Origin of the sequence: Bacillus sp. FSL M8-0071 (assembly GCF_037975455.1) — a bacterium.
In the GTDB taxonomy this organism is placed as follows: domain Bacteria; phylum Bacillota; class Bacilli; order Bacillales; family Bacillaceae; genus Bacillus; species Bacillus subtilis.
The window spans coordinates 3,875,461-3,896,586 of record NZ_CP150256.1 but is presented as its reverse complement, the minus strand read 5'-3'; the positions used below and the strand labels follow the sequence as shown (position 1 = coordinate 3,896,586).

Here is a 21,126-nt window from a genome sequence, read left to right as displayed (position 1 = left end):
TGACGGGATGAGAGATTTCTATTGCACAATACCGTTTCGAATGGCAAATACGACTGCCTGTGTCCGGTCTTGGGCATTGCATTTTTGCAGGATGCGGTGCACGTGGGTTTTCACAGTGCTTTCACTGACGAAAAGCTTTTCAGCAATATCCTCATTTCTCAGTCCGTAGGCCATTTGCTGAAGAACCTCAAGCTCTCTTTTGGTGAACGGCTCTGCCAGTTCTTCGGCATGAGTTTGCTGTTTCGCCCGAAATGTCTCACTGATGATTTTAGCAGCTGTGACTGTACGGAAAATCGCCTCGCCTCTCGCCGCAGCGCGAATCGCATCTATCAGCTCTTCAGGAAGTGTATCCTTCAGCAGATAGCCGACTGCGCCCGCACGGATGCCTTCAAATACGAATTCTTCCGTGTCAAAGGTGGTTAAAATGACTATCTTTGTATCTGGAAGTGCGGACATAATGTCTTTCGCCGCTTCGATGCCTGAGCAATGCGGCATCTGGACATCCATGAGGATGACATCGGGTTTTGTTTGTTTTGCGAGTGCTATAATATCCTGACCGTCGCCGGCCTCGCCAGAAACCGTCATATCCGGCTGTGCGTTGATGATGTAGCGGAAGCCTTCACGCACAAGCGGCTGATCATCGGCAAGCGCGACGCGTATGTTATCTTTGTTCATCTTTTTGCTCCTTATGCGTTGTCATGAGCGGCAATGACAGCTCAATTTTCAGGCCGCTCGGCTGTACGGCACTGAAAGTAAGGGAACCGCCTGCTTTTTCTGCGCGCTCTTTCATTCCTGTCAGGCCAAATCCATAAGTAAGGCTGCCGGTGAATTGTCCGTCGTCGGTGATTGTGACATAGAGATGGGACTTGTCATTAGAAATGACGGCCGCCGCATGAGAAGCGTCAGCGTGACGAATGATATTGGTCAGCGCTTCCTGCAAGATGCGGTAGATCGTTTCGCTCACGTTTGGAGGCCAAGACTCTTCTGACAGTCCGGCAGTATCTAAAGAAACGTGCAAGCCGCTCCGTTCCTCCACTTGATGAATGAGCCCCCGCAAAGCGGTAAGCCCCACCATCGATTCACTACGGCCCATTTGGTGAACGACAGACCGCACTTCTTGAAGACATTCCCTGGCGACACTCAGTACATTTTGAATGACTTTTTCTGAATCCTCCTTGCTGCTTTTAAGGATATAGGGAAGGGATTGAAGCTGAACAATCACAGAAGTCAGCTCGTGACCGATGCTGTCATGAATGTCGCGGGCAATTCTTGTACGTTCCTCAAGGACCGCGTACCTTAATGAAAGAACAGAAGCCTCCTGCAGCTCTGCATGCGCTTTCTGGAGTTCTTTATGAGCATGTTCCAGCTGCACATGCATTTTTGCCAATTCAGCATGATTCCGTTCAGCCTCCCTTCTCGCTTCTCGTCTGAAACGCATGGAGGAGAAGAGGACGTACAGCCCGAGCATGATCGAGATGTTGCTAATGATGGTATTCAAGCTTCCCCCTTGTGAGGATAGGAGTAATATGTTGCCTCCAATTAAACATGCTGTGAAGATCAAGGATAGCCGTGAAGGGAGTCTAAAGGCGGCATATATCATTAAAAATACAATCAAAAAATAGGCGGCACTCTGCTCTTGGCCGGAAACAGCCCAAAAGAAATCGGTCAGGAGCCAAAGTCCGATGAATATGCTCAAACTAACAGCAGCGGATGCCACATAGGGAATGATCCAAATGAATGCTAAGTATACCGCAAATACAAATGCTAACAAAATGGGATCAGCCTTAGTTGGATGAGATAAAAATTGTATGCAATTCAAAATGAGAATAAGGCTCGGCACAAGCTTCTTGTAGTAATGCCGAGCCGGAGATTGTCCGTTCATGCTGGTCCTTCTTTCGGTTATTGAATGGATACTTTGCCGGCGGTCAGCCGTCTGTATGCTTTGTAAAGCATGATGTTACGGGCTGTAATGGTGCCTAGGGGAACGAAGAACATAGAATGAATAATGGCAATAAACATCTCGTTGCTCTCAGGCAGCCATGTTCTCGCGGCTATGCGCAAAGAAAGTATCACTAGAATGAGGATAACACTCCCAAGTGAGCCGCGTGAAGTGACCTTTCCTGTTTCCGGGTGAATCCGCACATTTACCATCTTCCCAATGCCAAACCCGCAGGCCAGCCCGATCAGTAATAAAATGCCGCTGATCGCCACATGTAATACGGAATGAAAATACGCCGGCTGAAACGATGCTGATACGCCCCATAAGAGCAGCAGCGGAATGATCAGCAACTTCCCGGGCTTTACCGTTCTTTCTCGATACATCGATAAAATAATAAGAATCAATACAATAAAAATATAAGGGCTCATCGCCATGTCATCAAATCCTTTCTGCATTAAGCATAGCGAAAATAGGAAAGAAAAACGTCAACCGGCAGATTGATTTTTCAGCTGCTATACTTGTTCACGCTGCATAAAGGTATGAAAATGCTGATAATATATGAAAAAACTATTAATAAACGATTAAACTTCTTAAAAATGGATGTGGACCGGTTTTAAACACTATATAATGAAAACAGGTCATTTTTTAGGAGGGTTACATCATGGCAATACTTGTTACTGGCGGGGCCGGGTACATTGGCAGCCACACATGTGTTGAATTATTGAACAGCGGATACGAGATTGTTGTTCTTGATAATCTGTCCAACAGTTCGGCTGAGGCGCTGAACCGTGTCAAGGAGATTACGGGAAAAGATTTAACGTTCTACGAAGCAGATTTATTGGACCGGGAAGCGGTAGATGCGGTTTTTGCTGAAAATGAAATCGAAGCTGTGATTCATTTTGCAGGGTTAAAAGCAGTCGGTGAATCTGTGGCGATTCCGCTCAAATATTATCATAACAATCTGACAGGAACGTTTATTTTATGCGAGGCCATGGAGAAATTCGGCGTCAAGAAAATCGTATTCAGTTCATCTGCGACAGTGTACGGCGTTCCGGAAACATCGCCGATTACGGAAGACTTTCCATTAGGCGCGACAAATCCTTATGGGCAGACGAAGCTCATGCTTGAACAAATATTGCGTGATTTGCATACAGCCGACAATGAGTGGAGCGTTGCGCTGCTTCGTTACTTTAACCCGTTCGGCGCGCATCCAAGCGGACGGATCGGTGAAGACCCGAACGGAATCCCAAATAACCTTATGCCGTATGTGGCACAGGTAGCAGTCGGGAAGCTCGAGCAATTAAGCGTATTCGGAAATGACTATCCGACAAAAGACGGGACAGGCGTACGTGATTATATTCACGTCGTTGATCTCGCAGAAGGCCACGTTAAGGCGTTGGAAAAAGTATTGAACTCTACAGGAGCCGATGCATACAACCTTGGAACAGGCACAGGCTACAGCGTGCTTGAAATGGTCAAAGCCTTTGAAAAAGTGTCAGGGAAAGAGGTTCCGTACCGTTTTGCGGACCGCCGTCCGGGAGACATCGCCACATGCTTTGCAGATCCTGCGAAAGCCAAGCGGGAACTGGGCTGGGAAGCGAAACGCGGCCTTGAGGAAATGTGTGCTGATTCCTGGAGATGGCAGTCTTCTAATGTGAATGGGTATAAGAGTGCGGAATAAGAATGGAGGCCTTCTCAATAGAGAAGGCCTTTAAAGAACAAGGGTGCCTGAACAGGCACCCTTTTTAGCTGTTATTTGATTTTCACAATAACATCATTACTGAATTTTAGTTTCCAAGTGCCTTTTGCATAAGCTTCCTTGTCAACTTCAAATGCTTTTACACCTGTTACTTTAATATTAGGATTTAGATCACTCAAAATTTTAGAGTTATCAACTTTTGTCTCAGTTGCATAGTTTACAGAAGCATCAATATCAGAATCATAAGAAGTACCATCAGCATCAACTAATTTAACAGTTGGAATTGAAAAAGAGCTAATCGGTTTTTTAGATACGTTTTTAATTGTATATTGAACAGCTACAATAGTACCTCCCTCAGATGCTTTCTTTTCAACATATTGAGTACCGACAGTATCTCTGTCCTCTACCTTCGTAACTGTCACTTCAGTTTTTTCAGTTTTTACAGTATCACCGATATTGTATGTTTTTTCAGTTTCTGCTTTGCTGCTGCTTGATGTTTTGGAAGTGGCTTCTGAACCGCCTCCGCCAATCATATTACCGATAATAATGATGACAACAACTGCGAGAATAAACGTAATGATTTTATGTCGCATAAAAAAGTTACGTTGATCCTTACCGCAGTTAGGACATTTTTTTACACCCTTTGCAATTTCTTGACCGCAAGCTTTACAGGGTACTAGTTTTCCTGCCATTATATTTCCTCCTATGTAATAAAATGTACGAAACATATGTACTATAATGCCTATATTATTTCACTTAGTCAATATAAAATTATGAATTTCTCATAATTATTATCATTTATAGTTAAATTTACTTGTAAAATATATGCTTTTTTTCTTATCGGTTATATCTGTTCTTTTTTAATAGATAAATCATTTTTTCTTCCAGCTTATCTGATGAAAACTCCGCAAATACCCCTTGAACCAATTCGAACCGTCCCTTATAATGCTAATATTGGAAAGTGAAAAGGATATGATAAAAACAGTGGTTTTCTAGGGTTCCGCAATGCAAATTGGACTGTGACCGAGAGAAAACACATAGCAGCTTGGCTGTTATGACACGGTGGGATAAAAGCCCAGGAGTTTCTGCTCTTTTTCGAGAGCGTTCTCCTGGGTTTTTTTATTTGCTAGAACAGAACATTGAAAAGGAGTGTTTTCGTGATGAAAAAGAGAATGCTGGATGTACTTATGCTTGTGATTGGCGCTTTTTTCTTCGCGCTTGCGGTTAATTTATTTGCGATTCCCAATGATCTTGGGGAAGGCGGAGTCACTGGGATTACGCTGATATTGTATTATCTGTTTCAATGGTCTCCTGGTGTCACGAACTTTATCTTAAATGCGTTTTTGCTTTTAATCGGCTACAAGTTTCTGGATGGAAAAACAACGGTTTATACGATCATTGCGGTTGCGGCAAATTCGCTTTTTCTTCATCTGACACATGGGTGGAGCATTCCGTCTGATGAATTGATCATTAATACGATTTTCGCAGGTGTATTTGCGGGAGTCGGGATCGGCATGATTATCCGGGTCGGCGGGACGACAGCCGGTTCCGCGATTCTGGCCAGAATTGCTAATAAATATTTAGACTGGAATATCAGCTATGCACTCTTGTTTTTTGATTTAATCGTAGTATTCAGCTCTTATTTTATTATTGGTGCAGAAAAAATGATGTTTACGATCGTGATGCTGTATATCGGTACCAAAGTGATGGACTTCATCATTGAAGGTTTGAATACGAAAAAAGCCATTACGGTCATTTCAGAAAATAAGAGTGAGATTGCAGAGCAGGTAAATACCTTGATGGATCGGGGCGTGACGATTTTATCAGGGAAGGGAAATTATACGGGCCAGTCAAAAGAGATTTTGTATATCGTCATTAACAAACAGGAGCTGTCTATGCTGAAAAAAATCATTAGAAGCTGCGACAAAAAAGCGTTTGTAATCGTTCATGACGTACGCGATGTGTTTGGCGAAGGGTTTGTGGATATATCTAAATAAAGGAAAATCCCTCTGTACTTGAAGCAGAGGGATTTATTCATTTAGAACGGATATTTGCGGTATTGCTTCTGTATCGAAATCCATTTCGTCACGGTAAATTCCTCGACGACCCACGGATTGCCGAAGCGGCCGACACCGCTTGCTTTGTTTCCGCCAAAGGCAATATTCGGCGAATCATTGACGGACTGGTCGTTGACATGGGTCATGCCGCTGTCAATTTGCAGGGCGAACTTTTCGCCTTTTTCTAAATCAGAAGTGAAAACCGCAGAGCTGAGGCCGTATTCAGTATCATTTGCCATGTCAATCGCTTCCTGGTCGCTGCCAGCTTTAATAATGGTTGCGATTGGGGCAAACAGCTCCGTTTGGGCAATTTTGCTGTTGTTGTCCGCACCGACAAAGACGTACGGCGTCAGCACGTTTCCGACGCGTTTTCCTTCAACCGCAAGCTCAATGCCGTCTGCCTTTGCCTGCTCAATGATCTCCAGCGCTTTCTCGATTTGGCGCTCGTTGATCAGCGGGCCGACAACGGTTTTCGGATCGGTTTGATCGCCGTACGGAAGCTGTTTGACACGGGCGGTGAATTTTTCTACAAACTCATCGTATACATCTTGATGAACGATGATCCTGTTGATAATCATACAGATTTGTCCCTGGTGAATAAATTTTCCGAAAATCGCGGCATCCACAGCACGATCGACATCCGCATCTGAAAGAACGGCAAATGGATTGTTGCCGCCGAGCTCAAGTGCCATTCGTTTGAAGGCACGCCCGGCGATTTCACCGATGTGGCGCCCGACTGCTGTTGATCCTGTAAAGCTGATTAATCTCGGGATTGGATTGGTGAGCATGCCGTCCCCGATTTCCTTTACATCCGTCAGCATGACGTTAAGGACACCGGCAGGAAGACCGGCGTGTTCAAACGCTTTCGCAATGATGGTCCCGCCGGAAATAGCAGTTTGGATATCAGGCTTGTGAACAACACTGTTACCCAGCGCAATTGCGGGCGCAATGGATCTCATAGATAAATTCATTGGAAAATTAAATGGAGAAATCGATGAAATGACACCTAGCGGAAGGCGGTAAATCTTATTGGTTTTCCCTTCAATGTCGGATGGCACCTCTTTGACGCCGCCTAATTCACCAGTATACGTCATGGCTTCATCTAAAATCGCAATCGTTTGTTCCAGCTCGATTGTTGATTTAATGATCGTTCCGCCAGTTTCGCGGGCAATCATCAAAATGATGTCATCACGGTTTTCCTGTAAATAGCCGCGCGCTTTTTGCAGGACGGCTTTTCGGTCTTCCGTCGTGCTCTTGGCCCACTCTTTTTGGGCTTTCTTTGCAATGTCAAACGCATCCTCCAGCTGTTTGCCCGTTGCCAAAGATGCTGCTGTGATCACAGACTGGTCATACGGATTCAAAATGTCCTCCGTACGTCCGCTTTCTCCCCCAGTCCATTTTCCGTTGATAAAACTTTTGTTTAACGTTTCGAAACTCATAAGATGGCCCTCCTTTGGTCCTGCATGTCTTCTTCTATTTCCGCTGAAGCCAATATGTAAACGAATGAGGTTTCCCTTTCAGTTTCTCGTCTATCTATACCGGATATACTCTTTTTTAGTGGAGAACATGTGTGTTTCGCCTTATACTGAATATACAGATCCTTACATAAGAGAGGAGACTCTATGAAATCGCTGCTGGCTATTTATCCCGGTTCGATTGTGTCTGAGGAGCTTTGCATAAGGGAAGGCTGTCTATGTTTTTTTGATGAGAGCAATCAGAGATATATCTCCATTCCGAAAACAGAGATCAGTGAAAAAGAAGTATTGGTGCTGCAGGCATTTTTGACGCCTGCGGATGAGGGCAATCAAATGTCTATGAAATCACCTGAGGAAAACAAGTGGTTTTCGTTCCTTTTTTCCAGAGGGGAATTGCCGGCGTACATAAAGAAACGGACGAGATTTGTTCACTTTCATTTGTTCGGCAAAATAGAAAGGACGTCCTTTACGGAAGCGGTTCGCCATTTTTGGCCGGTGTCTTTTGTGATTGTGTGGATCCATGAGGACAGAGGCGTGATTGTCGAGCAGGAAAGTGAAGCGGCGGCGGAGAAGGGCGAACTGGAATCGCTCGCAAAGGTTCTTGAAAGTGATTTCTACTTCAGTGTCCGTTTTTACGCCGGAAGATTTTACGAGCCGGATGAGTGTCTGCGAAAACATTATGCTCGTGAACAGGCGTATTTCCTGTTTGCTGAAAAACGGCTGCCTCAGGTGCAGAGTGTGACCTTTGAGATGATCTTTCCTTTTCTATTATTAGAAACAGAAAAAGAAAAACTGGAAACGCTGCTCTCTGAAGAAGCTGAGCTTTTATTTGGAAGTGAAGCTGAGCTAAGGAAGACCATTAAGCTGTTTATTGAAAACAACTCAAACGTCACATTAACAGCGAAAAAGCTGCATCTGCATCGCAACAGCCTGCAATATCGGATTGATAAATTTATTGAGCGGTCAGGGATAGATATCAAATCGTACAAAGGCGCGCTTCTTGCCTATTTTATCTGCCTGCAAAATGAAAGTTCAGAATAAATTGGAAATATGCACGAAAAATGGCTGGGTGATTTTATGAACGCTGCCCATTTTAGCGAGAGGGAATTGCTGTTACACTTAATATAAGAAAGCGTTTACAATGACAAAGGGGGATGTTAGATGGCTGAATTGCGGATGGAGCATATTTATAAATTTTATGATCAAAAGGAACCGGCGGTTGATGACTTTAACCTTCATATTGCCGATAAGGAATTTATCGTATTCGTCGGCCCGTCCGGCTGCGGGAAATCAACGACGCTGCGAATGGTCGCAGGACTTGAAGAAATTTCGAAAGGCGATTTTTATATTGAAGGAAAACGGGTCAATGATGTAGCGCCAAAGGACAGGGATATCGCGATGGTATTTCAGAACTACGCGCTCTATCCGCATATGACGGTCTACGATAATATCGCGTTCGGGCTCAAGCTTCGGAAAATGCCGAAGCCTGAAATCAAAAAAAGAGTCGAAGAAGCCGCTAAAATTCTCGGGCTGGAGGAATATTTGCACCGTAAACCGAAAGCGCTGTCAGGCGGACAGAGACAGCGGGTTGCGCTGGGCCGGGCAATCGTGCGGGATGCAAAGGTGTTCCTGATGGATGAGCCTTTGTCAAACCTGGACGCGAAGCTGAGGGTGCAAATGCGGGCGGAAATCATTAAGCTCCACCAGAGACTGCAGACTACTACGATTTATGTGACACATGACCAGACAGAAGCGCTAACGATGGCGACACGGATCGTAGTCATGAAAGATGGGAAAATTCAGCAGATCGGGACGCCGAAGGATGTATACGAGTTCCCTGAAAACGTCTTTGTCGGCGGGTTTATCGGATCACCAGCGATGAACTTTTTCAAAGGGAAGCTCACGGATGGCTTAATCAAAATCGGTTCTGCGGCATTAACCGTCCCGGAAGGAAAAATGAAAGTGCTGCGTGAAAAAGGCTACATCGGCAAAGAGGTCATCTTCGGCATCCGTCCTGAGGATATACATGATGAATTGATTGTCGTGGAATCATATAAGAACTCTTCGATTAAGGCCAAAATCAATGTTGCAGAGCTGCTCGGTTCTGAAATCATGATTTATTCGCAGATCGACAACCAAGACTTTATTGCGCGGATCGACGCCCGCCTCGATATTCAATCGGGCGATGAGCTGACGGTCGCATTTGATATGAATAAAGGTCATTTCTTTGACAGTGAGACAGAAGTGAGAATCCGATAAGATCAAAAAACCGGACATGGAGACATGTCCGGTTTTTTGCTATTGAAAATTTCAGAATCAAACCGATGAAAAAGGAGGAAGAAATAGACAGAAAGCAGGAGAACGATGAAACGATTGTTTTTAAGCATCTTTCTTTTGGGCAGCTGTTTGGCTCTTGCGGCTTGCGCTGATCAAGAAGCGAATGCAGAGCAGCCGATGCCAAAAGCGGAACAAAAGAAACCGGAAAAAAAGGCAGTACAAGTTCAGAAAAAAGAAGACGATACATCCGCATGGATCAAAACAGAGAAACCGGCAAAGCTGCCGATTTTGATGTACCACAGCATTTCTTCAGGAAACAGCCTCCGTGTGCCAAAGAAAGAATTCGAGGCGCATATGAAGTGGCTTCATGTTAACGGCTATCAGACATTAACGCCGAAAGAGGCATATCTCATGCTGACGCAGGATAAAAAACCGAGTGAGAAGTGCGTGCTGATCACATTTGATGACGGGTACACCGACAATTATCAAGATGCGTATCCGGTGCTGAAAAAATACGGGATGAAGGCAACGATTTTTATGATCGGCAAATCGATCGGACATAAGCACCATCTGACAGAGGACCAAATGAAGGAAATGGCACAGCACGGCGTATCGATTGAAAGCCATACGATTGACCACCTTGAGCTGAACGGATTAACGCCTCAACAGCAGCAAAGCGAGATGGCGGATTCGAAAAAGCTGTTCGACAACATGTTTCATCAGCAAACCACCATCATCAGCTATCCGGTAGGGCGCTACAATGAGGAGACGCTGAAGGCCGCTGAAAAAACAGGCTATCAAATGGGCGTGACGACAGAACCAGGCGCGGCTTCAAGAGACCAGGGAATGTATGCCCTCCATCGTGTGCGCGTGTCCCCAGGCATGTCAGGCTCGGCTTTTGGTGCGTACATCGAATCAATGAAATAAAAAAAGGCGGCGTTTAATCGCCGCCCCCTCCGCCGCCACAGCCGGAATCGCTGAAACCTCCGTCACTGCTACATCCATCATGGTGTGAGCCGTTGTCTGAATAACCGAAATACCCGCTGTCCGCCTGCTGGCGGCTTTTATTTTCCGATGGCTGCGGCTGAATGACTGAAAGAAAAACAATAATAGATATAAACAATAAGATGATCACAATCACTTCGCGTCACTCCCTTTTTTCACCATATCTGTTATACGGATGAAACGCTGACCGGTTTCATTTCAAAGTGATTGATTCTTTCAGGCGGTCTCTGAGCCAGCGCTTTAGCACCCCATGTCCTTTGTTTGACAATAAAGTGCCGACACGCCAATACATAGGGGGATGAGGAGCGAACTGAAAATCAATCAATCTGAAAAACCAGCTTTTATCACGGGTGAGAGAGTCAATTTGAAGCTCGTCTTCACCGGCTTCAGAGCTGTAGGCACTTTGTTTCTGTATGTCCTCATCCTGCTGAACCGCCAAGATTTTCAAGGCTTCAGCCATTTGTTTGTAACCGCCCTCCAGCAAGGATGCGCCAAGGTTGTCAGCACGCACCTCCATCCATTGTGAACAAAAGGATTGATAGAGCTGGAATAGGATAATGATTGCCATAATGAAAGCCCAAAGCGCAATTTTGTGGGCCTCGGGATGGGTGATATGCTGCTCAAACAAGAGGAAAATCCCAACGACAGCTCCAAGATATAGAAAACGCAAAAGCTGTGATGACAGAACGTCACGTTTTTTGATATGAATTGCCTCATGGGCCAGAATGCCTTCGATGACACGCTGTGGAAGTGTTAGTGTGGCGCTTGTCAGGATGACCATTGACCTCCCGACATTCATGCCTACTGCCATTCCGTTGTAATCATCACTCTCCGTTTCGTATATGCGGACATGGGAAATGCCGGCCGATCGGAAAATCATATCGGCCGCTGCCTGTACATGCGGATGATGACAAGGCTTGGCGTCCATCGCTGCCCGCAACACACGGTCTGACATATACATGTTGAATACCCAATATAGGATTACGGCAACAGCCATGACCCATGGAGAGGCGTGTGATGCGTATAACGCGAGCACCAATAAGGCGTAAGCGGATACCCCTTTTACGCTGGCGGCAAAATAAAGCTTCCCGAGCAGCCGCTTCACATTTTTTCTATGATAAAACGGCAAAACAGAAATCACATTGTCCACATTGTTTTTTGCATCTGTGTATTCCTGAAGAATTGTTTTCCATTTTTGCGGTTTCTTCACCGTCAGAAACAGTGTTTCGCCGGGAAGAGACAGTTTAATGACTTGCTGAAAGCTTGTTGTCAAATCTAAACGTGATGAATACATCGTCAGAAGCGGATGGAGCTTTAAGAGATCAGCTGTTGATTCAAGCTGAATGTCCTTCAAATCGGAAAGCGGGTATGTACGGGTTTCATAGTGTGAGCTGATATGCAATTTTTCTAAGGCTGCTGAATAAAAAACCTTTACGCTGAAAACATTCAGTATACGCTTCACCAGTGCCCCTCCGCCGGAGATCATGCCGAGAAGGATCACATATTTGAGAGGGCTTGGGTCAGGTCCATAGATGAAAAAAATAACAGCCCCTGCAAACACAATGGCGGTCAGCGTAATGTCTGACAGGAGACGTGTTTTGTTTCTGGCCAGCTCGATTTCCTGCCAGTCTCCCGAAGGTTTTTCCACACGCTCTGAAACAATGAGATCCATTGCGGTCCAATAGCAGTAGAACATTGTCGCGAGTGAGACAATGCCGTCCATGAATGAGAGATGAGAGAAGATGTAAACTGCAGCGCCGACCCATAGAACAATATCAATCCAGAAGTCTATGGCCGGAATGAGTTTTGCAGCTAGGGCTGATATCAAATAAAATCCCAGCCCGAGAAGCATAAAGAGAAATAGATGAGTTCCCATAGGCATGCCAGATTCCTTTCTATCTAGTATTTCCAACTATTACTATAGCATGGGATGGGAACTTGCAAAAATATGGACATGCAAAAAAGCAAGCTCTTTCGTTTGACGAAGAACTTGCTTGCGGGGATCAATAAAACTGGTGCAGCAGCAATAAGGTTAAGGATACTGTGATCGCTCCCCCGATGCGGGTAGATACCTGGGCGAACGGCATCAACTCAAGCCTTTCAGCGGCGCTTAAAATGGCAACGTCACCCGTACCGCCTTGTCCAGAATGGCACGCATTGATAATGGCGGTTTCAATCGGATACATGTTCAGCCATTTTCCAGTGAAGAAGCCAACGGCCATCATGGTCACAACGACAGACAGAATCGTAATAATATTACTGAGGTTAAAAGCGGCGACAAGCTTGTCCCACGGCGTCATGGATACCCCAATCGCAAAGAGAAGCGGGTAGGTCACAGCTGTTGAAAAAAAGCGGGACACTCCAAACGCGCCATTTTCAATTGAGGCAGGCACCAATCTGAACAGCTTGATTAGAACAGCCAGTAACAGCATGGCAACGGGTGCCGGAAAACCGAAAAAATCGTGAGCGAGCATGCCGACTAAGTATAAAGAAACAGCAAGGATACCGCCTGACGCAAATAAAGAAAGGTTGAACATTTGTTGTCCGCTTTGTGATTCCTCCAGCGCAGGGGACTCTTCTTCGGAGCGGTCCACTTTGCCGTTGCCTGTCCATTCCGGTTTTTTCTTTCCGATTCGGTTCAGCAATCCCGCTAGAATAATCGCGCACAAGCTGCCCAGCATAATCGATGGCAGAACAAGTGCAAACGCTTCCCCTTGAGAAATGGGCATGATGTCAGAATATCCGATGGACAGCGGTATAGCGCCTTCTCCTACTCCTCCAGCCATGATCGGAATGACAATGTACAGCAGGGTATGCTGAAATCCGAGTCCGAGCAATGTCCCGACAGCCAGTCCGACAATAGCGGCTGTGACAGAACCGACAATAAGCGGAATAAAGATTTTCATAAATGCTTTTACGAGTGTTTCTCTTTTCATGCCGAGGATGCTTCCAACGACAATGCAAGCGATAAACAAATATAGAAAGTTTGAGTTTTCTGTAAATTCTGTGGTGGATTTGACGATATCATTAGGCAGAAGGTGATAGTACACGACAGCGGACGGAATAAAAGTAGCTAGGATGGCCGGGCCGCCGATAGAACGAACAATCGGTATCGATTTGCCGATTTGGGCAAAGGTAAACCCGAAAAACGCCATGACGGCAATGGATGTCAAAATGTCACTTTTTACATCGTGATGCATAACAAAAACAGTGATTAATATAAACAGCAAGGCATACACAGGAAGCGGTATGATGCCTACTTTTATATTCATGGCTTTCGCAAACCAATTCTCTTTTCGAACCCCTTCGTGAATTGTATCCGTTTGCAATTGCATGTGTGTTTGAAGCTCTCCCATTGAAAAACCTCCCCTATTCTTGATGCAGTGAAATTGTTCACTATGTTAAGTATACTAAAAAATTGAAATTATTAATATATTAAAAATTTACTATTCAACTTTTCTCCTCTTACCGGTTCAAATGAAAAGAGGCATTCTGACTAAAATCGGTTTAAGACGGAATGCTGAGACTCGAGTGCTGGGGCGGGGGCAAGCATTTTGTTCGCAAGGAACGATGTGTTGATGTACGATAATAAAGGGTCATTTATCCTAGCAGCCGACATAAATAAGCAACAAAATAGACAAAAATCCGTCACATAGTGCGGGACTTTTTAGGTATTTTAGGCTTTATTTTTGAAATGAATCGTTGTAAAGTACTTAATATGAACCAGTCAGAGATTGTGTCATTTGGTCAGTCTGGCAATCTTGCCTCATATTGGCCGACTTTTTGACACATTTGTGAAATATTGAACAATATTTTTTTCGTCTATTTTGTGAATTACTGATCAAAGTCTCGGTTCTACTTGTGAAGTAGTGAGCAAATTACAGTTTTAACCGGAAATGGAGGAGAAAGCATGAGTGAATTGGTATTAGCCCGCATACAATTTGCATCAACAACGTTGTTTCACTTCTTGTTTGTGCCGATGTCTATCGGGCTTGTGTTTATGGTTGCGTTGATGGAGACTCTTTATCTTGTAAAGAAAAATGAGCTGTATCTCAAAATGGCAAAGTTTTGGGGACACTTATTCTTAATAAATTTCGCAGTCGGTGTTGTAACGGGGATTTTGCAAGAATTCCAGTTTGGACTGAACTGGTCTGATTACTCCCGTTTTGTCGGAGATGTATTTGGCGCTCCCCTTGCGATTGAAGCATTATTGGCGTTTTTCATGGAATCTATTTTTATCGGATTATGGATTTTTGGCTGGGACCGCCTGCCGAAGAAAATTCACGCTCTCTGCATATGGCTCGTATCATTCGGAACGATCATGTCATCTTTCTGGATTTTAACAGCAAACTCCTTTATGCAGGAGCCGGTCGGCTTTACGATCAAAAACGGCCGCGCGGAAATGAATGATTTTGGCGCGTTGATTACAAACCCTCAGCTTTGGGTTGAATTCCCGCACGTTATTTTCGGTGCGCTTGCCACTGGAGCTTTCTTTATTGCCGGAGTGAGTGCTTTTAAACTGCTGAAGAAAAAAGAAGTGCCGTTCTTTAAGCAATCTTTTAAACTCGCAATGATCGTCGGCCTTTGTGCCGGTCTTGGCGTCGGCCTTAGCGGACACATGCAGGCTGAGCACTTGATGGAATCACAGCCGATGAAAATGGCTGCAAGTGAAGGCCTATGGGAAGACAGCGGTGACCCTGCTGCTTGGACCGCTTTTGCGACGATCGATACAAAAAATGAAAAAAGCTCAAATGAAATCAAAGTTCCTTATGCCTTGAGCTACTTGGCTTATCAGAAATTCAGCGGAAGTGTCAAAGGGATGAAAACCCTTCAGGCTGAGTACGAAAAAATATACGGTAAAGGCGACTACATTCCGCCAGTGAAAACGACATTTTGGAGCTTCCGCATCATGGTAGGAGCAGGTGTTGTCATGATTCTTGCTGCGTTAGGCGGCCTTTGGTTAAACCGCCGCAAAAAGCTTGAAAACAGCAAATGGTATTTGCGCATCATGATCGCGTTGATTTCCTTCCCGTTTCTTGCGAACTCCGCGGGCTGGATTATGACAGAAATCGGACGTCAGCCTTGGACGGTTATGGGGTTAATGACAACCGCTCAATCTGTGTCGCCTAACGTAACAGCGGGTTCCTTGTTATTCTCAATCATCGCATTCGGTGTGATGTACATGATTCTGGGCGCACTGCTTGTCTTCTTGTTTATCCGTGAGATTAAAAAAGGCGCGGAGCATGATAATCATCATGATGTGCCTGTATCAACAGATCCATTTAGTCAGGAGGTATACCATGGCATCTCTTCATGATCTTTGGTTTATACTCGTTGCCGTATTGTTTGTAGGTTTCTTCTTTTTGGAAGGCTTTGATTTCGGGGTCGGCATGGCGACCCGTTTTCTTGGCCATAATGAATTAGAACGCAGAGTGCTGATCAACACGATCGGGCCGTTCTGGGACGCGAATGAAGTGTGGCTTTTGACTGGCGCAGGCGCCATTTTCGCGGCATTCCCAAACTGGTATGCAACGATGCTGAGCGGTTATTACATTCCGTTTGTCATAGTGCTGCTTGCGTTAATGGGCCGCGGGGTCGCGTTTGAGTTCCGCGGCAAGGTGGATCATTTAAAATGGGTAAAGGTTTGGGACTGGGTCGTTTTCTTCGGCAGTCTGATTCCTCCGTTTGTGCTTGGTGTGCTGTTCACGACATTATTCCGCGGGATGCCGATTGATGCCGACATGAACATTCACGCACATGTATCTGATTATATCAATGTATATTCTATACTTGGCGGTGTGACGGTAACACTTCTTTGCTTCCAGCATGGATTAATGTTTATCACGCTGCGTACGATTGGTGATTTGCAAAACCGCGCCCGGAAAATGGCGCAAAAGATAATGGGTGTTGTTTTTGTAGCGGTTCTTGCCTTCGCGGCCCTTTCTGCGTATCAGACAGACATGTTTACACGCCGCGGCGAGATTACCATTCCGCTCGCTGTTTTGATTGTCATCTGCTTTATGCTCGCGGCTGTATTTATTCGTAAGAAAAAAGACGGCTGGACATTTGGGATGACAGGCGCTGGTCTGGCGCTGACCGTGGGAATGATCTTTATTTCCCTATTCCCTCGTGTAATGGTCAGCTCGCTTCATAGCGCATACGATTTAACAGTAGCTAACGCTTCTTCCGGAGATTATTCGCTTAAAGTCATGTCAATTGCAGCATTAACGCTATTGCCGTTCGTCATCGGCAGCCAGATCTGGAGCTATTATGTCTTCCGGAAGCGCGTCAGCCATAAGGAGCCTATGACTTATTAATGGGAAAAGACCTGTTTCGATATAAAGGAATGAAGCGGATTCTCACCTTGATTACTTGTTTAACGATGATTCAGACAGCCGCCATTATTATGCAGGCAGAGTGGCTGAGTGAGGCCGTAACCGGACTGTTCAACGGGAAGGGCATTACCTCCCTTTTTCCGATGATCGGCTTTTTCCTCATCGCTTTTATCGCCCGGCACGGGGTGACGGTGGCGCGACAGAAAATCGTCTATCAATACGCCGCCCGGACAGGAGCAGATTTGAGGAAAAGTTTTCTTGATCAGCTGTTCCGATTAGGCCCCCGCTTTGCAAAGAAAGAGGGGACGGGGCAAATGGTGACGCTGGCGATGGAAGGCATCAGCCAGTTCCGCCGCTACCTGGAGCTGTTTCTGCCGAAAATGGTCAGCATGGCGATTGTGCCTGCGGCAGTTGTCATTTATGTGTTTTTTCAGGATCGGACATCAGCGGTCATTTTAGTCGCTGCTATGCCGATTCTGATCATCTTTATGATTCTTCTCGGCCTTGTCGCGCAGAGAAAAGCGGATCGTCAGTGGAAATCCTATCAGAGACTTTCCAATCATTTTGTTGATTCTCTTCGCGGGCTGGAGACATTGCGTTTCCTAGGTTTGAGCAAGTCACACAGCAAAAATATTTTCTATGTGAGTGAGCGGTATCGCAAGGCAACGATGAGCACACTCCGGGTGGCGTTTTTGTCATCATTCGCCCTCGATTTTTTCACGATGCTGTCGGTGGCGACAGTCGCAGTATTTCTGGGCCTGCGCCTCATTGACGGCGATATTTTGCTTGGCCCCGCTTTAACAGCGCTTATTCTGGCGCCTGAGTATTTTTTGCCGGTGCGGGAAGTGGGGAATGATTATCATGCAACGCTGAACGGCCAGGAAGCAGGAAAAACCATTCAAGAGATTTTGTCGCAGCCTGGTTTTAAAGAAGAGACGCCGCTTCAGCTCGAAGCTTGGTCCGATCAGGATGAGCTGAAGCTGTCAGGCGTGTCAGTCGGCCGTTCGGTGTCTGATATTCATCTCTCATTCAAAGGCAAGAAAAAAATCGGCATTATCGGTGCAAGCGGCGCCGGAAAATCAACATTAATTGATATTCTCGGCGGATTTTTAGAGCCGGATGGCGGGATGATTGAGGTTAATGGTACAAGCCGGTCCCATTTGCAGGACGGCAGCTGGCAGAAGAACCTTCTTTACATTCCCCAGCATCCGTACATTTTTGATGATACGCTTGGCAACAACATTCGCTTCTACCATCCAAGCGCTTCGGCAGAGGATACAACACGTGCTGCTGCGGCAGCTGGACTGGAGGAGCTGGTGGATAGCCTTCCTCAAGGATTAGAGGGACGGATCGGGGAAGGCGGCCGGGCGCTCAGCGGCGGCCAGGCACAGCGTGTCGCGCTGGCCCGCGCCTTTTTGGGAAACCGTCTGATCCTGCTGCTGGATGAGCCGACCGCCCATCTTGATATCGAAACAGAATATGAAATAAAAGAAACGATGCTGGATTTATTTGAGGATAAGCTCGTCTTTCTCGCGACTCACCGCCTTCACTGGATGCTCGATATGGACGAAATTATCGTGCTTGACGGGGGCAGGGTTGCGGAAATCGGGACTCACAATGAACTGCTGGAGAAAAACGGTGTGTATACCAAACTCGTGAAGGCACAACTGGGGGAAAGAGCATGAAGAAAGAAGAATGGATTTTGCCGTATATCAAGCAAAATGCCCGCCTGTTCGTTCTGGTTATCTTTTTGGGTGCGGTGACGATTTTTTCTGCTGCTTTTCTCATGTTCACCTCAGGTTTTTTGATTTCTAAAGCGGCGACAAGGCCGGAAAACATTCTGCTCATTTATGTGCCGATTGTCGCTGTGCGCACCTTTGGGATTGCGCGCTCTGTGTCGCGATATGTGGAACGGCTCGTCGGCCATCACATCATTTTGAAAATCGTATCTGACATGCGCGTCCGCCTTTACAATATGCTTGAGCCGGGTGCTTTGATGCCGCGTTCCCGTTTTCGCACGGGGGATATGCTCGGCATTTTGTCTGAGGATATTGAGCATTTGCAGGATGCTTTCTTAAAAACGATTTTTCCTGCGATCTCAGCCTTGCTCCTGTATGCTGTGTCAGTGATAGCGCTCGGCTTCTTCTCTTGGCCGTTTGCCATATTGCTTGCGCTGTATTTGTTTGTTCTTGTTGTATTGTTTCCGGTTGTGTCTTTGCTCGTGACGAGAGCGAAGAATGCGAAGCTGAAAAGCGGACGGAATGTGCTGTACAGCCGTCTGACAGATGCTGTGATGGGTGTCAGCGACTGGATGTTCAGCGGACGCCGGCATGCTTTTATTGATGCTTATGAAAAAGAGGAACGTGATTGGTTTGAGCTTGAACGGAAAAAACAACGCTTTACAAGATGGCGGGACTTTGCTGCGCAATGCCTTGTCGCTGGCCTTATTTTGCTGATGCTGTTTTGGACAGCGGGACAGCAAGCGGACGGCGAGCTCGCTAAAACGATGATTGCCGCTTTTGTGCTAGTGGTGTTTCCGTTGACGGAAGCCTTTTTGCCGCTTTCGGATGCCTTAGGCGAAGTGCCGGGCTATCAGGATTCTATCAGACGCATGAACAATGTGGCTCCTCAGCCGGAGGCGTCACAAACTGAATCAGGGGATCAAATTCTCGATCTTCAAGATGTCACCTTGGCCTTTCGTGATGTGACGTTTTCTTATGACAACAGCAGCCAAGTGCTGCACAACTTTTCCTTTACGCTGCGCCAAGGAGAAAAAATGGCGCTGCTCGGCCGAAGCGGCTCTGGGAAATCAACATCGCTTGCATTAATCGAAGGCGCCTTGAAACCGGACTCCGGTTCTGTGACGTTAAACGGAGTGGAGACAGCGCTGTTAAAGGATCAGATTGCGGATGCGGTGGCCGTGTTAAATCAAAAACCGCACCTGTTTGATACAAGCATTTTGAACAACATCAGGCTCGGAAACGGAGAAGCAAGCGACGAGGATGTGCGCCGCGCCGCAAAGCAGGTCAAGCTGCATGACTACATTGAGTCATTGCCTGACGGATATCATACCTCTGTACAAGAAACCGGCATCCGTTTTTCCGGTGGAGAGCGCCAGCGGATCGCACTTGCGAGGATTTTGCTGCAGGATACACCGATCATCATCCTCGATGAGCCAACAGTCGGCCTCGATCCTATTACCGAACGTGAATTGATGGAAACGGTGTTTGAGGTGCTGAAAGGAAAAACGATTTTATGGATTACACACCATCTCGCGGGAGTGGAAGCAGCCGATAAAATCGTATTTCTCGAAAACGGCAAAACAGAAATGGAAGGAACCCATGAGGAGCTGCTGGCGGCAAACGAACGATATCGCCGCCTGTATCACCTTGATGTTCCTGTAAAATAAAAGACAGCCCTAAAAGGCTGTCTTTTTTGTTTGAAAAAGAAAAGGGACAGGAAAAATAGGAAAAGAAAGCAGAGGAGGGATAGAGATGAATGTTCCATTTTGGACGGAAGAGCATGTAAGGGCCACGCTTCCTGAAAGAGATGCGGAGAGCCATAAAGGCACGTACGGTACGGCTTTGCTGCTGGCTGGAAGTGACGACATGCCGGGAGCAGCGCTGCTTGCAGGGCTTGGGGCCATGCGGAGCGGTCTCGGCAAGCTTGTCATCGGTACATCAGAAAGCGTAATCCCGCTAATTGTTCCTGTTTTGCCCGAGGCGACCTATTGGCGTGACGGCTGGAAAAAGGCGGCGGATGCTCAGCTTGAAGAGACGTACCGAGCCATTGCCATCGGATCGGGCCTTCCGCAAACGGAAAGCGTACAGCAGGCAGTCGATCATGTGCTTACGGCTGATTGTCCTGTTATTTTGGATGCCGGAGCGCTGGCGAAGCGCACATATCCGAAACGGGAGGCCCCCGTCATCCTCACGCCGCACCCGGGCGAGTTTTCCCGAATGACAGGGGTGCCCGTGAACGAATTGCAGAAAAAAAGAGCGGAATATGCAAAGGAATGGGCGGCTCAGCTACAGACTGTCATTGTGTTAAAAGGAAACCAAACCGTCATCGCGTTTCCTGATGGAGACTGCTGGCTCAATCCAACCGGAAACGGGGCGCTCGCCAAGGGCGGAACCGGTGACACGCTGACGGGCATGATATTGGGGATGCTCTGCTGCCATGAAGATCCAAAGCACGCCATATTAAACGCGGTCTATTTGCATGGTGCGTGCGCCGAGCTCTGGACGGACGAGCACTCCGCTCATACGTTGCTCGCTCATGAGCTATCTGACATCCTGCCCCGCGTGTGGAAACGATTTGAATGATAAAAAAGCTGTCT

At 46.4% G+C, this 21,126-nt stretch carries 18 protein-coding genes and 1 riboswitch; of the genes, 10 read left to right on the top strand and 8 right to left on the bottom strand.

From position 1 onward, the window contains the following. Positions 1 to 18 precede the first annotated feature (18 nt). The 3 genes from yxjL to MKX71_RS20085 are packed head-to-tail and all read right to left on the bottom strand — an operon-like array spanning position 19 to position 2,373. Positions 19 to 675: a two-component system response regulator YxJL gene (yxjL, locus tag MKX71_RS20095; protein WP_339231549.1), complete on the bottom strand. Its 657-nt coding sequence runs from the start codon at positions 673 to 675 to the stop codon at positions 19 to 21. Beyond that, entirely contained in the window at positions 662 to 1,882 is a 1,221-nt protein-coding gene (yxjM, locus tag MKX71_RS20090; protein WP_167408554.1) for a two-component system sensor histidine kinase YxjM, read from the bottom strand. The genes yxjL and yxjM overlap by 14 nt, the downstream gene beginning before the upstream one ends. 17 nt (positions 1,883 to 1,899) lie before the next feature. Next, positions 1,900 to 2,373, bottom strand: a complete 474-nt coding sequence (locus MKX71_RS20085) for a DUF1453 family protein (protein ID WP_032722731.1) — start codon at positions 2,371 to 2,373, stop codon at positions 1,900 to 1,902. 227 nt (positions 2,374 to 2,600) lie between these two features. Between MKX71_RS20085 and galE the strand changes: the two genes are divergently transcribed. Further along, entirely contained in the window at positions 2,601 to 3,620 is a 1,020-nt protein-coding gene (gene galE / locus MKX71_RS20080; RefSeq protein WP_069322994.1) for a UDP-glucose 4-epimerase GalE, read from the top strand. 71 nt (positions 3,621 to 3,691) lie between these two features. On the opposite strand, the gene MKX71_RS20075 is transcribed toward galE, so the two are convergent. After that, positions 3,692 to 4,231: a DUF4352 domain-containing protein gene (locus MKX71_RS20075; protein WP_121549361.1), complete on the bottom strand. Its 540-nt coding sequence runs from the start codon at positions 4,229 to 4,231 to the stop codon at positions 3,692 to 3,694. A gap of 388 nt (positions 4,232 to 4,619) precedes the next feature. Beyond that, a riboswitch (guanidine-I (ykkC/yxkD leader) is annotated at positions 4,620 to 4,722 on the top strand. Between the two features lie 76 nt (positions 4,723 to 4,798). Between MKX71_RS20075 and MKX71_RS20070 the strand changes: the two genes are divergently transcribed. Beyond that, positions 4,799 to 5,635, top strand: a complete 837-nt coding sequence (locus tag MKX71_RS20070; protein WP_003242615.1) for a YitT family protein — start codon at positions 4,799 to 4,801, stop codon at positions 5,633 to 5,635. A gap of 41 nt (positions 5,636 to 5,676) precedes the next feature. On the opposite strand, the gene MKX71_RS20065 is transcribed toward MKX71_RS20070, so the two are convergent. Next, the gene (locus MKX71_RS20065) at positions 5,677 to 7,134 is read right to left on the bottom strand and encodes an aldehyde dehydrogenase family protein (protein ID WP_339231547.1); all 1,458 of its coding nucleotides are present in this window, start codon (positions 7,132 to 7,134) and stop codon (positions 5,677 to 5,679) included. A gap of 183 nt (positions 7,135 to 7,317) precedes the next feature. Between MKX71_RS20065 and MKX71_RS20060 the strand changes: the two genes are divergently transcribed. From MKX71_RS20060 to MKX71_RS20050, 3 genes are all read left to right on the top strand, one after another. After that, positions 7,318 to 8,211: a PucR family transcriptional regulator gene (locus tag MKX71_RS20060; RefSeq protein WP_019712848.1), complete on the top strand. Its 894-nt coding sequence runs from the start codon at positions 7,318 to 7,320 to the stop codon at positions 8,209 to 8,211. 120 nt (positions 8,212 to 8,331) lie between these two features. Next, a complete protein-coding gene (msmX, locus tag MKX71_RS20055) occupies positions 8,332 to 9,429 on the top strand; it encodes a maltodextrin ABC transporter ATP-binding protein MsmX (protein ID WP_003242648.1) in 1,098 nt (365 codons plus the stop codon). A 105-nt stretch (positions 9,430 to 9,534) separates the two neighbouring features. Further along, positions 9,535 to 10,374, top strand: coding sequence for a polysaccharide deacetylase family protein (locus tag MKX71_RS20050; RefSeq protein WP_339231546.1), 840 nt, complete (start codon positions 9,535 to 9,537; stop codon positions 10,372 to 10,374). A gap of 13 nt (positions 10,375 to 10,387) precedes the next feature. Here MKX71_RS20050 and MKX71_RS20045 read toward each other — a convergent pair whose 3' ends face one another. The 3 genes from MKX71_RS20045 to cimH all read right to left on the bottom strand — a co-directional run bounded on the left by MKX71_RS20045 (position 10,388) and on the right by cimH (position 13,808). Further along, entirely contained in the window at positions 10,388 to 10,588 is a 201-nt protein-coding gene (locus MKX71_RS20045) for a hypothetical protein (protein ID WP_024571471.1), read from the bottom strand. A 57-nt stretch (positions 10,589 to 10,645) separates the two neighbouring features. Continuing rightward, on the bottom strand, positions 10,646 to 12,334 hold the full coding sequence (locus MKX71_RS20040) for a M56 family metallopeptidase (RefSeq protein ID WP_327847126.1): 1,689 nt from the start codon (positions 12,332 to 12,334) through the stop codon (positions 10,646 to 10,648). Positions 12,335 to 12,455: 121 nt separating this feature from the next. Then, entirely contained in the window at positions 12,456 to 13,808 is a 1,353-nt protein-coding gene (gene cimH, locus MKX71_RS20035) for a citrate/malate transporter CimH (protein WP_339231544.1), read from the bottom strand. Between the two features lie 554 nt (positions 13,809 to 14,362). On the opposite strand from cimH, the gene cydA reads away from it, so the two are divergent. From cydA to MKX71_RS20010, 5 genes are all read left to right on the top strand, one after another. Further along, positions 14,363 to 15,769 carry a cytochrome ubiquinol oxidase subunit I gene (cydA, locus tag MKX71_RS20030; RefSeq protein WP_003243795.1) on the top strand — a complete coding sequence of 469 codons (1,407 nt, stop codon included), beginning with the start codon at positions 14,363 to 14,365 and terminating at the stop codon, positions 15,767 to 15,769. Beyond that, positions 15,753 to 16,769, top strand: coding sequence for a cytochrome d ubiquinol oxidase subunit II (cydB, locus tag MKX71_RS20025; protein ID WP_003244559.1), 1,017 nt, complete (start codon positions 15,753 to 15,755; stop codon positions 16,767 to 16,769). The genes cydA and cydB overlap by 17 nt, the downstream gene beginning before the upstream one ends. Beyond that, positions 16,769 to 18,472 (top strand): thiol reductant ABC exporter subunit CydD, encoded by a 1,704-nt coding sequence (gene cydD, locus MKX71_RS20020; protein WP_339231543.1) that lies wholly within the window; start codon positions 16,769 to 16,771, stop codon positions 18,470 to 18,472. Before cydB ends, cydD begins: the two co-directional genes overlap by 1 nt. Then, positions 18,469 to 20,196, top strand: a complete 1,728-nt coding sequence (gene cydC, locus MKX71_RS20015) for a thiol reductant ABC exporter subunit CydC (RefSeq protein WP_339231541.1) — start codon at positions 18,469 to 18,471, stop codon at positions 20,194 to 20,196. The genes cydD and cydC overlap by 4 nt, the downstream gene beginning before the upstream one ends. Before the next feature lie 85 nt (positions 20,197 to 20,281). Beyond that, positions 20,282 to 21,112: an NAD(P)H-hydrate dehydratase gene (locus MKX71_RS20010; RefSeq protein WP_029318638.1), complete on the top strand. Its 831-nt coding sequence runs from the start codon at positions 20,282 to 20,284 to the stop codon at positions 21,110 to 21,112. Positions 21,113 to 21,126: the final 14 nt, after the last annotated feature.

What these genes read in the sequence shown, in the direction of transcription:
- yxjL (WP_339231549.1), bottom strand. Translation starts at nt 675, where the DNA reads ATGAACAAAGATAACATACGCGTCGCGCTTGCCGATGATCAGCCGCTT.
- yxjM (WP_167408554.1), bottom strand. Translation starts at nt 1,882, where the DNA reads ATGAACGGACAATCTCCGGCTCGGCATTACTACAAGAAGCTTGTGCCG.
- MKX71_RS20085 (WP_032722731.1), bottom strand. Translation starts at nt 2,373, where the DNA reads ATGGCGATGAGCCCTTATATTTTTATTGTATTGATTCTTATTATTTTA.
- galE (WP_069322994.1), top strand. Translation starts at nt 2,601, where the DNA reads ATGGCAATACTTGTTACTGGCGGGGCCGGGTACATTGGCAGCCACACA.
- MKX71_RS20075 (WP_121549361.1), bottom strand. Translation starts at nt 4,231, where the DNA reads ATGCGACATAAAATCATTACGTTTATTCTCGCAGTTGTTGTCATCATT.
- MKX71_RS20070 (WP_003242615.1), top strand. Translation starts at nt 4,799, where the DNA reads ATGAAAAAGAGAATGCTGGATGTACTTATGCTTGTGATTGGCGCTTTT.
- MKX71_RS20065 (WP_339231547.1), bottom strand. Translation starts at nt 7,134, where the DNA reads ATGAGTTTCGAAACGTTAAACAAAAGTTTTATCAACGGAAAATGGACT.
- MKX71_RS20060 (WP_019712848.1), top strand. Translation starts at nt 7,318, where the DNA reads ATGAAATCGCTGCTGGCTATTTATCCCGGTTCGATTGTGTCTGAGGAG.
- msmX (WP_003242648.1), top strand. Translation starts at nt 8,332, where the DNA reads ATGGCTGAATTGCGGATGGAGCATATTTATAAATTTTATGATCAAAAG.
- MKX71_RS20050 (WP_339231546.1), top strand. Translation starts at nt 9,535, where the DNA reads ATGAAACGATTGTTTTTAAGCATCTTTCTTTTGGGCAGCTGTTTGGCT.
- MKX71_RS20040 (WP_327847126.1), bottom strand. Translation starts at nt 12,334, where the DNA reads ATGCCTATGGGAACTCATCTATTTCTCTTTATGCTTCTCGGGCTGGGA.
- cimH (WP_339231544.1), bottom strand. Translation starts at nt 13,808, where the DNA reads ATGGGAGAGCTTCAAACACACATGCAATTGCAAACGGATACAATTCAC.
- cydA (WP_003243795.1), top strand. Translation starts at nt 14,363, where the DNA reads ATGAGTGAATTGGTATTAGCCCGCATACAATTTGCATCAACAACGTTG.
- cydB (WP_003244559.1), top strand. Translation starts at nt 15,753, where the DNA reads ATGGCATCTCTTCATGATCTTTGGTTTATACTCGTTGCCGTATTGTTT.
- cydD (WP_339231543.1), top strand. Translation starts at nt 16,769, where the DNA reads ATGGGAAAAGACCTGTTTCGATATAAAGGAATGAAGCGGATTCTCACC.
- cydC (WP_339231541.1), top strand. Translation starts at nt 18,469, where the DNA reads ATGAAGAAAGAAGAATGGATTTTGCCGTATATCAAGCAAAATGCCCGC.
- MKX71_RS20010 (WP_029318638.1), top strand. Translation starts at nt 20,282, where the DNA reads ATGAATGTTCCATTTTGGACGGAAGAGCATGTAAGGGCCACGCTTCCT.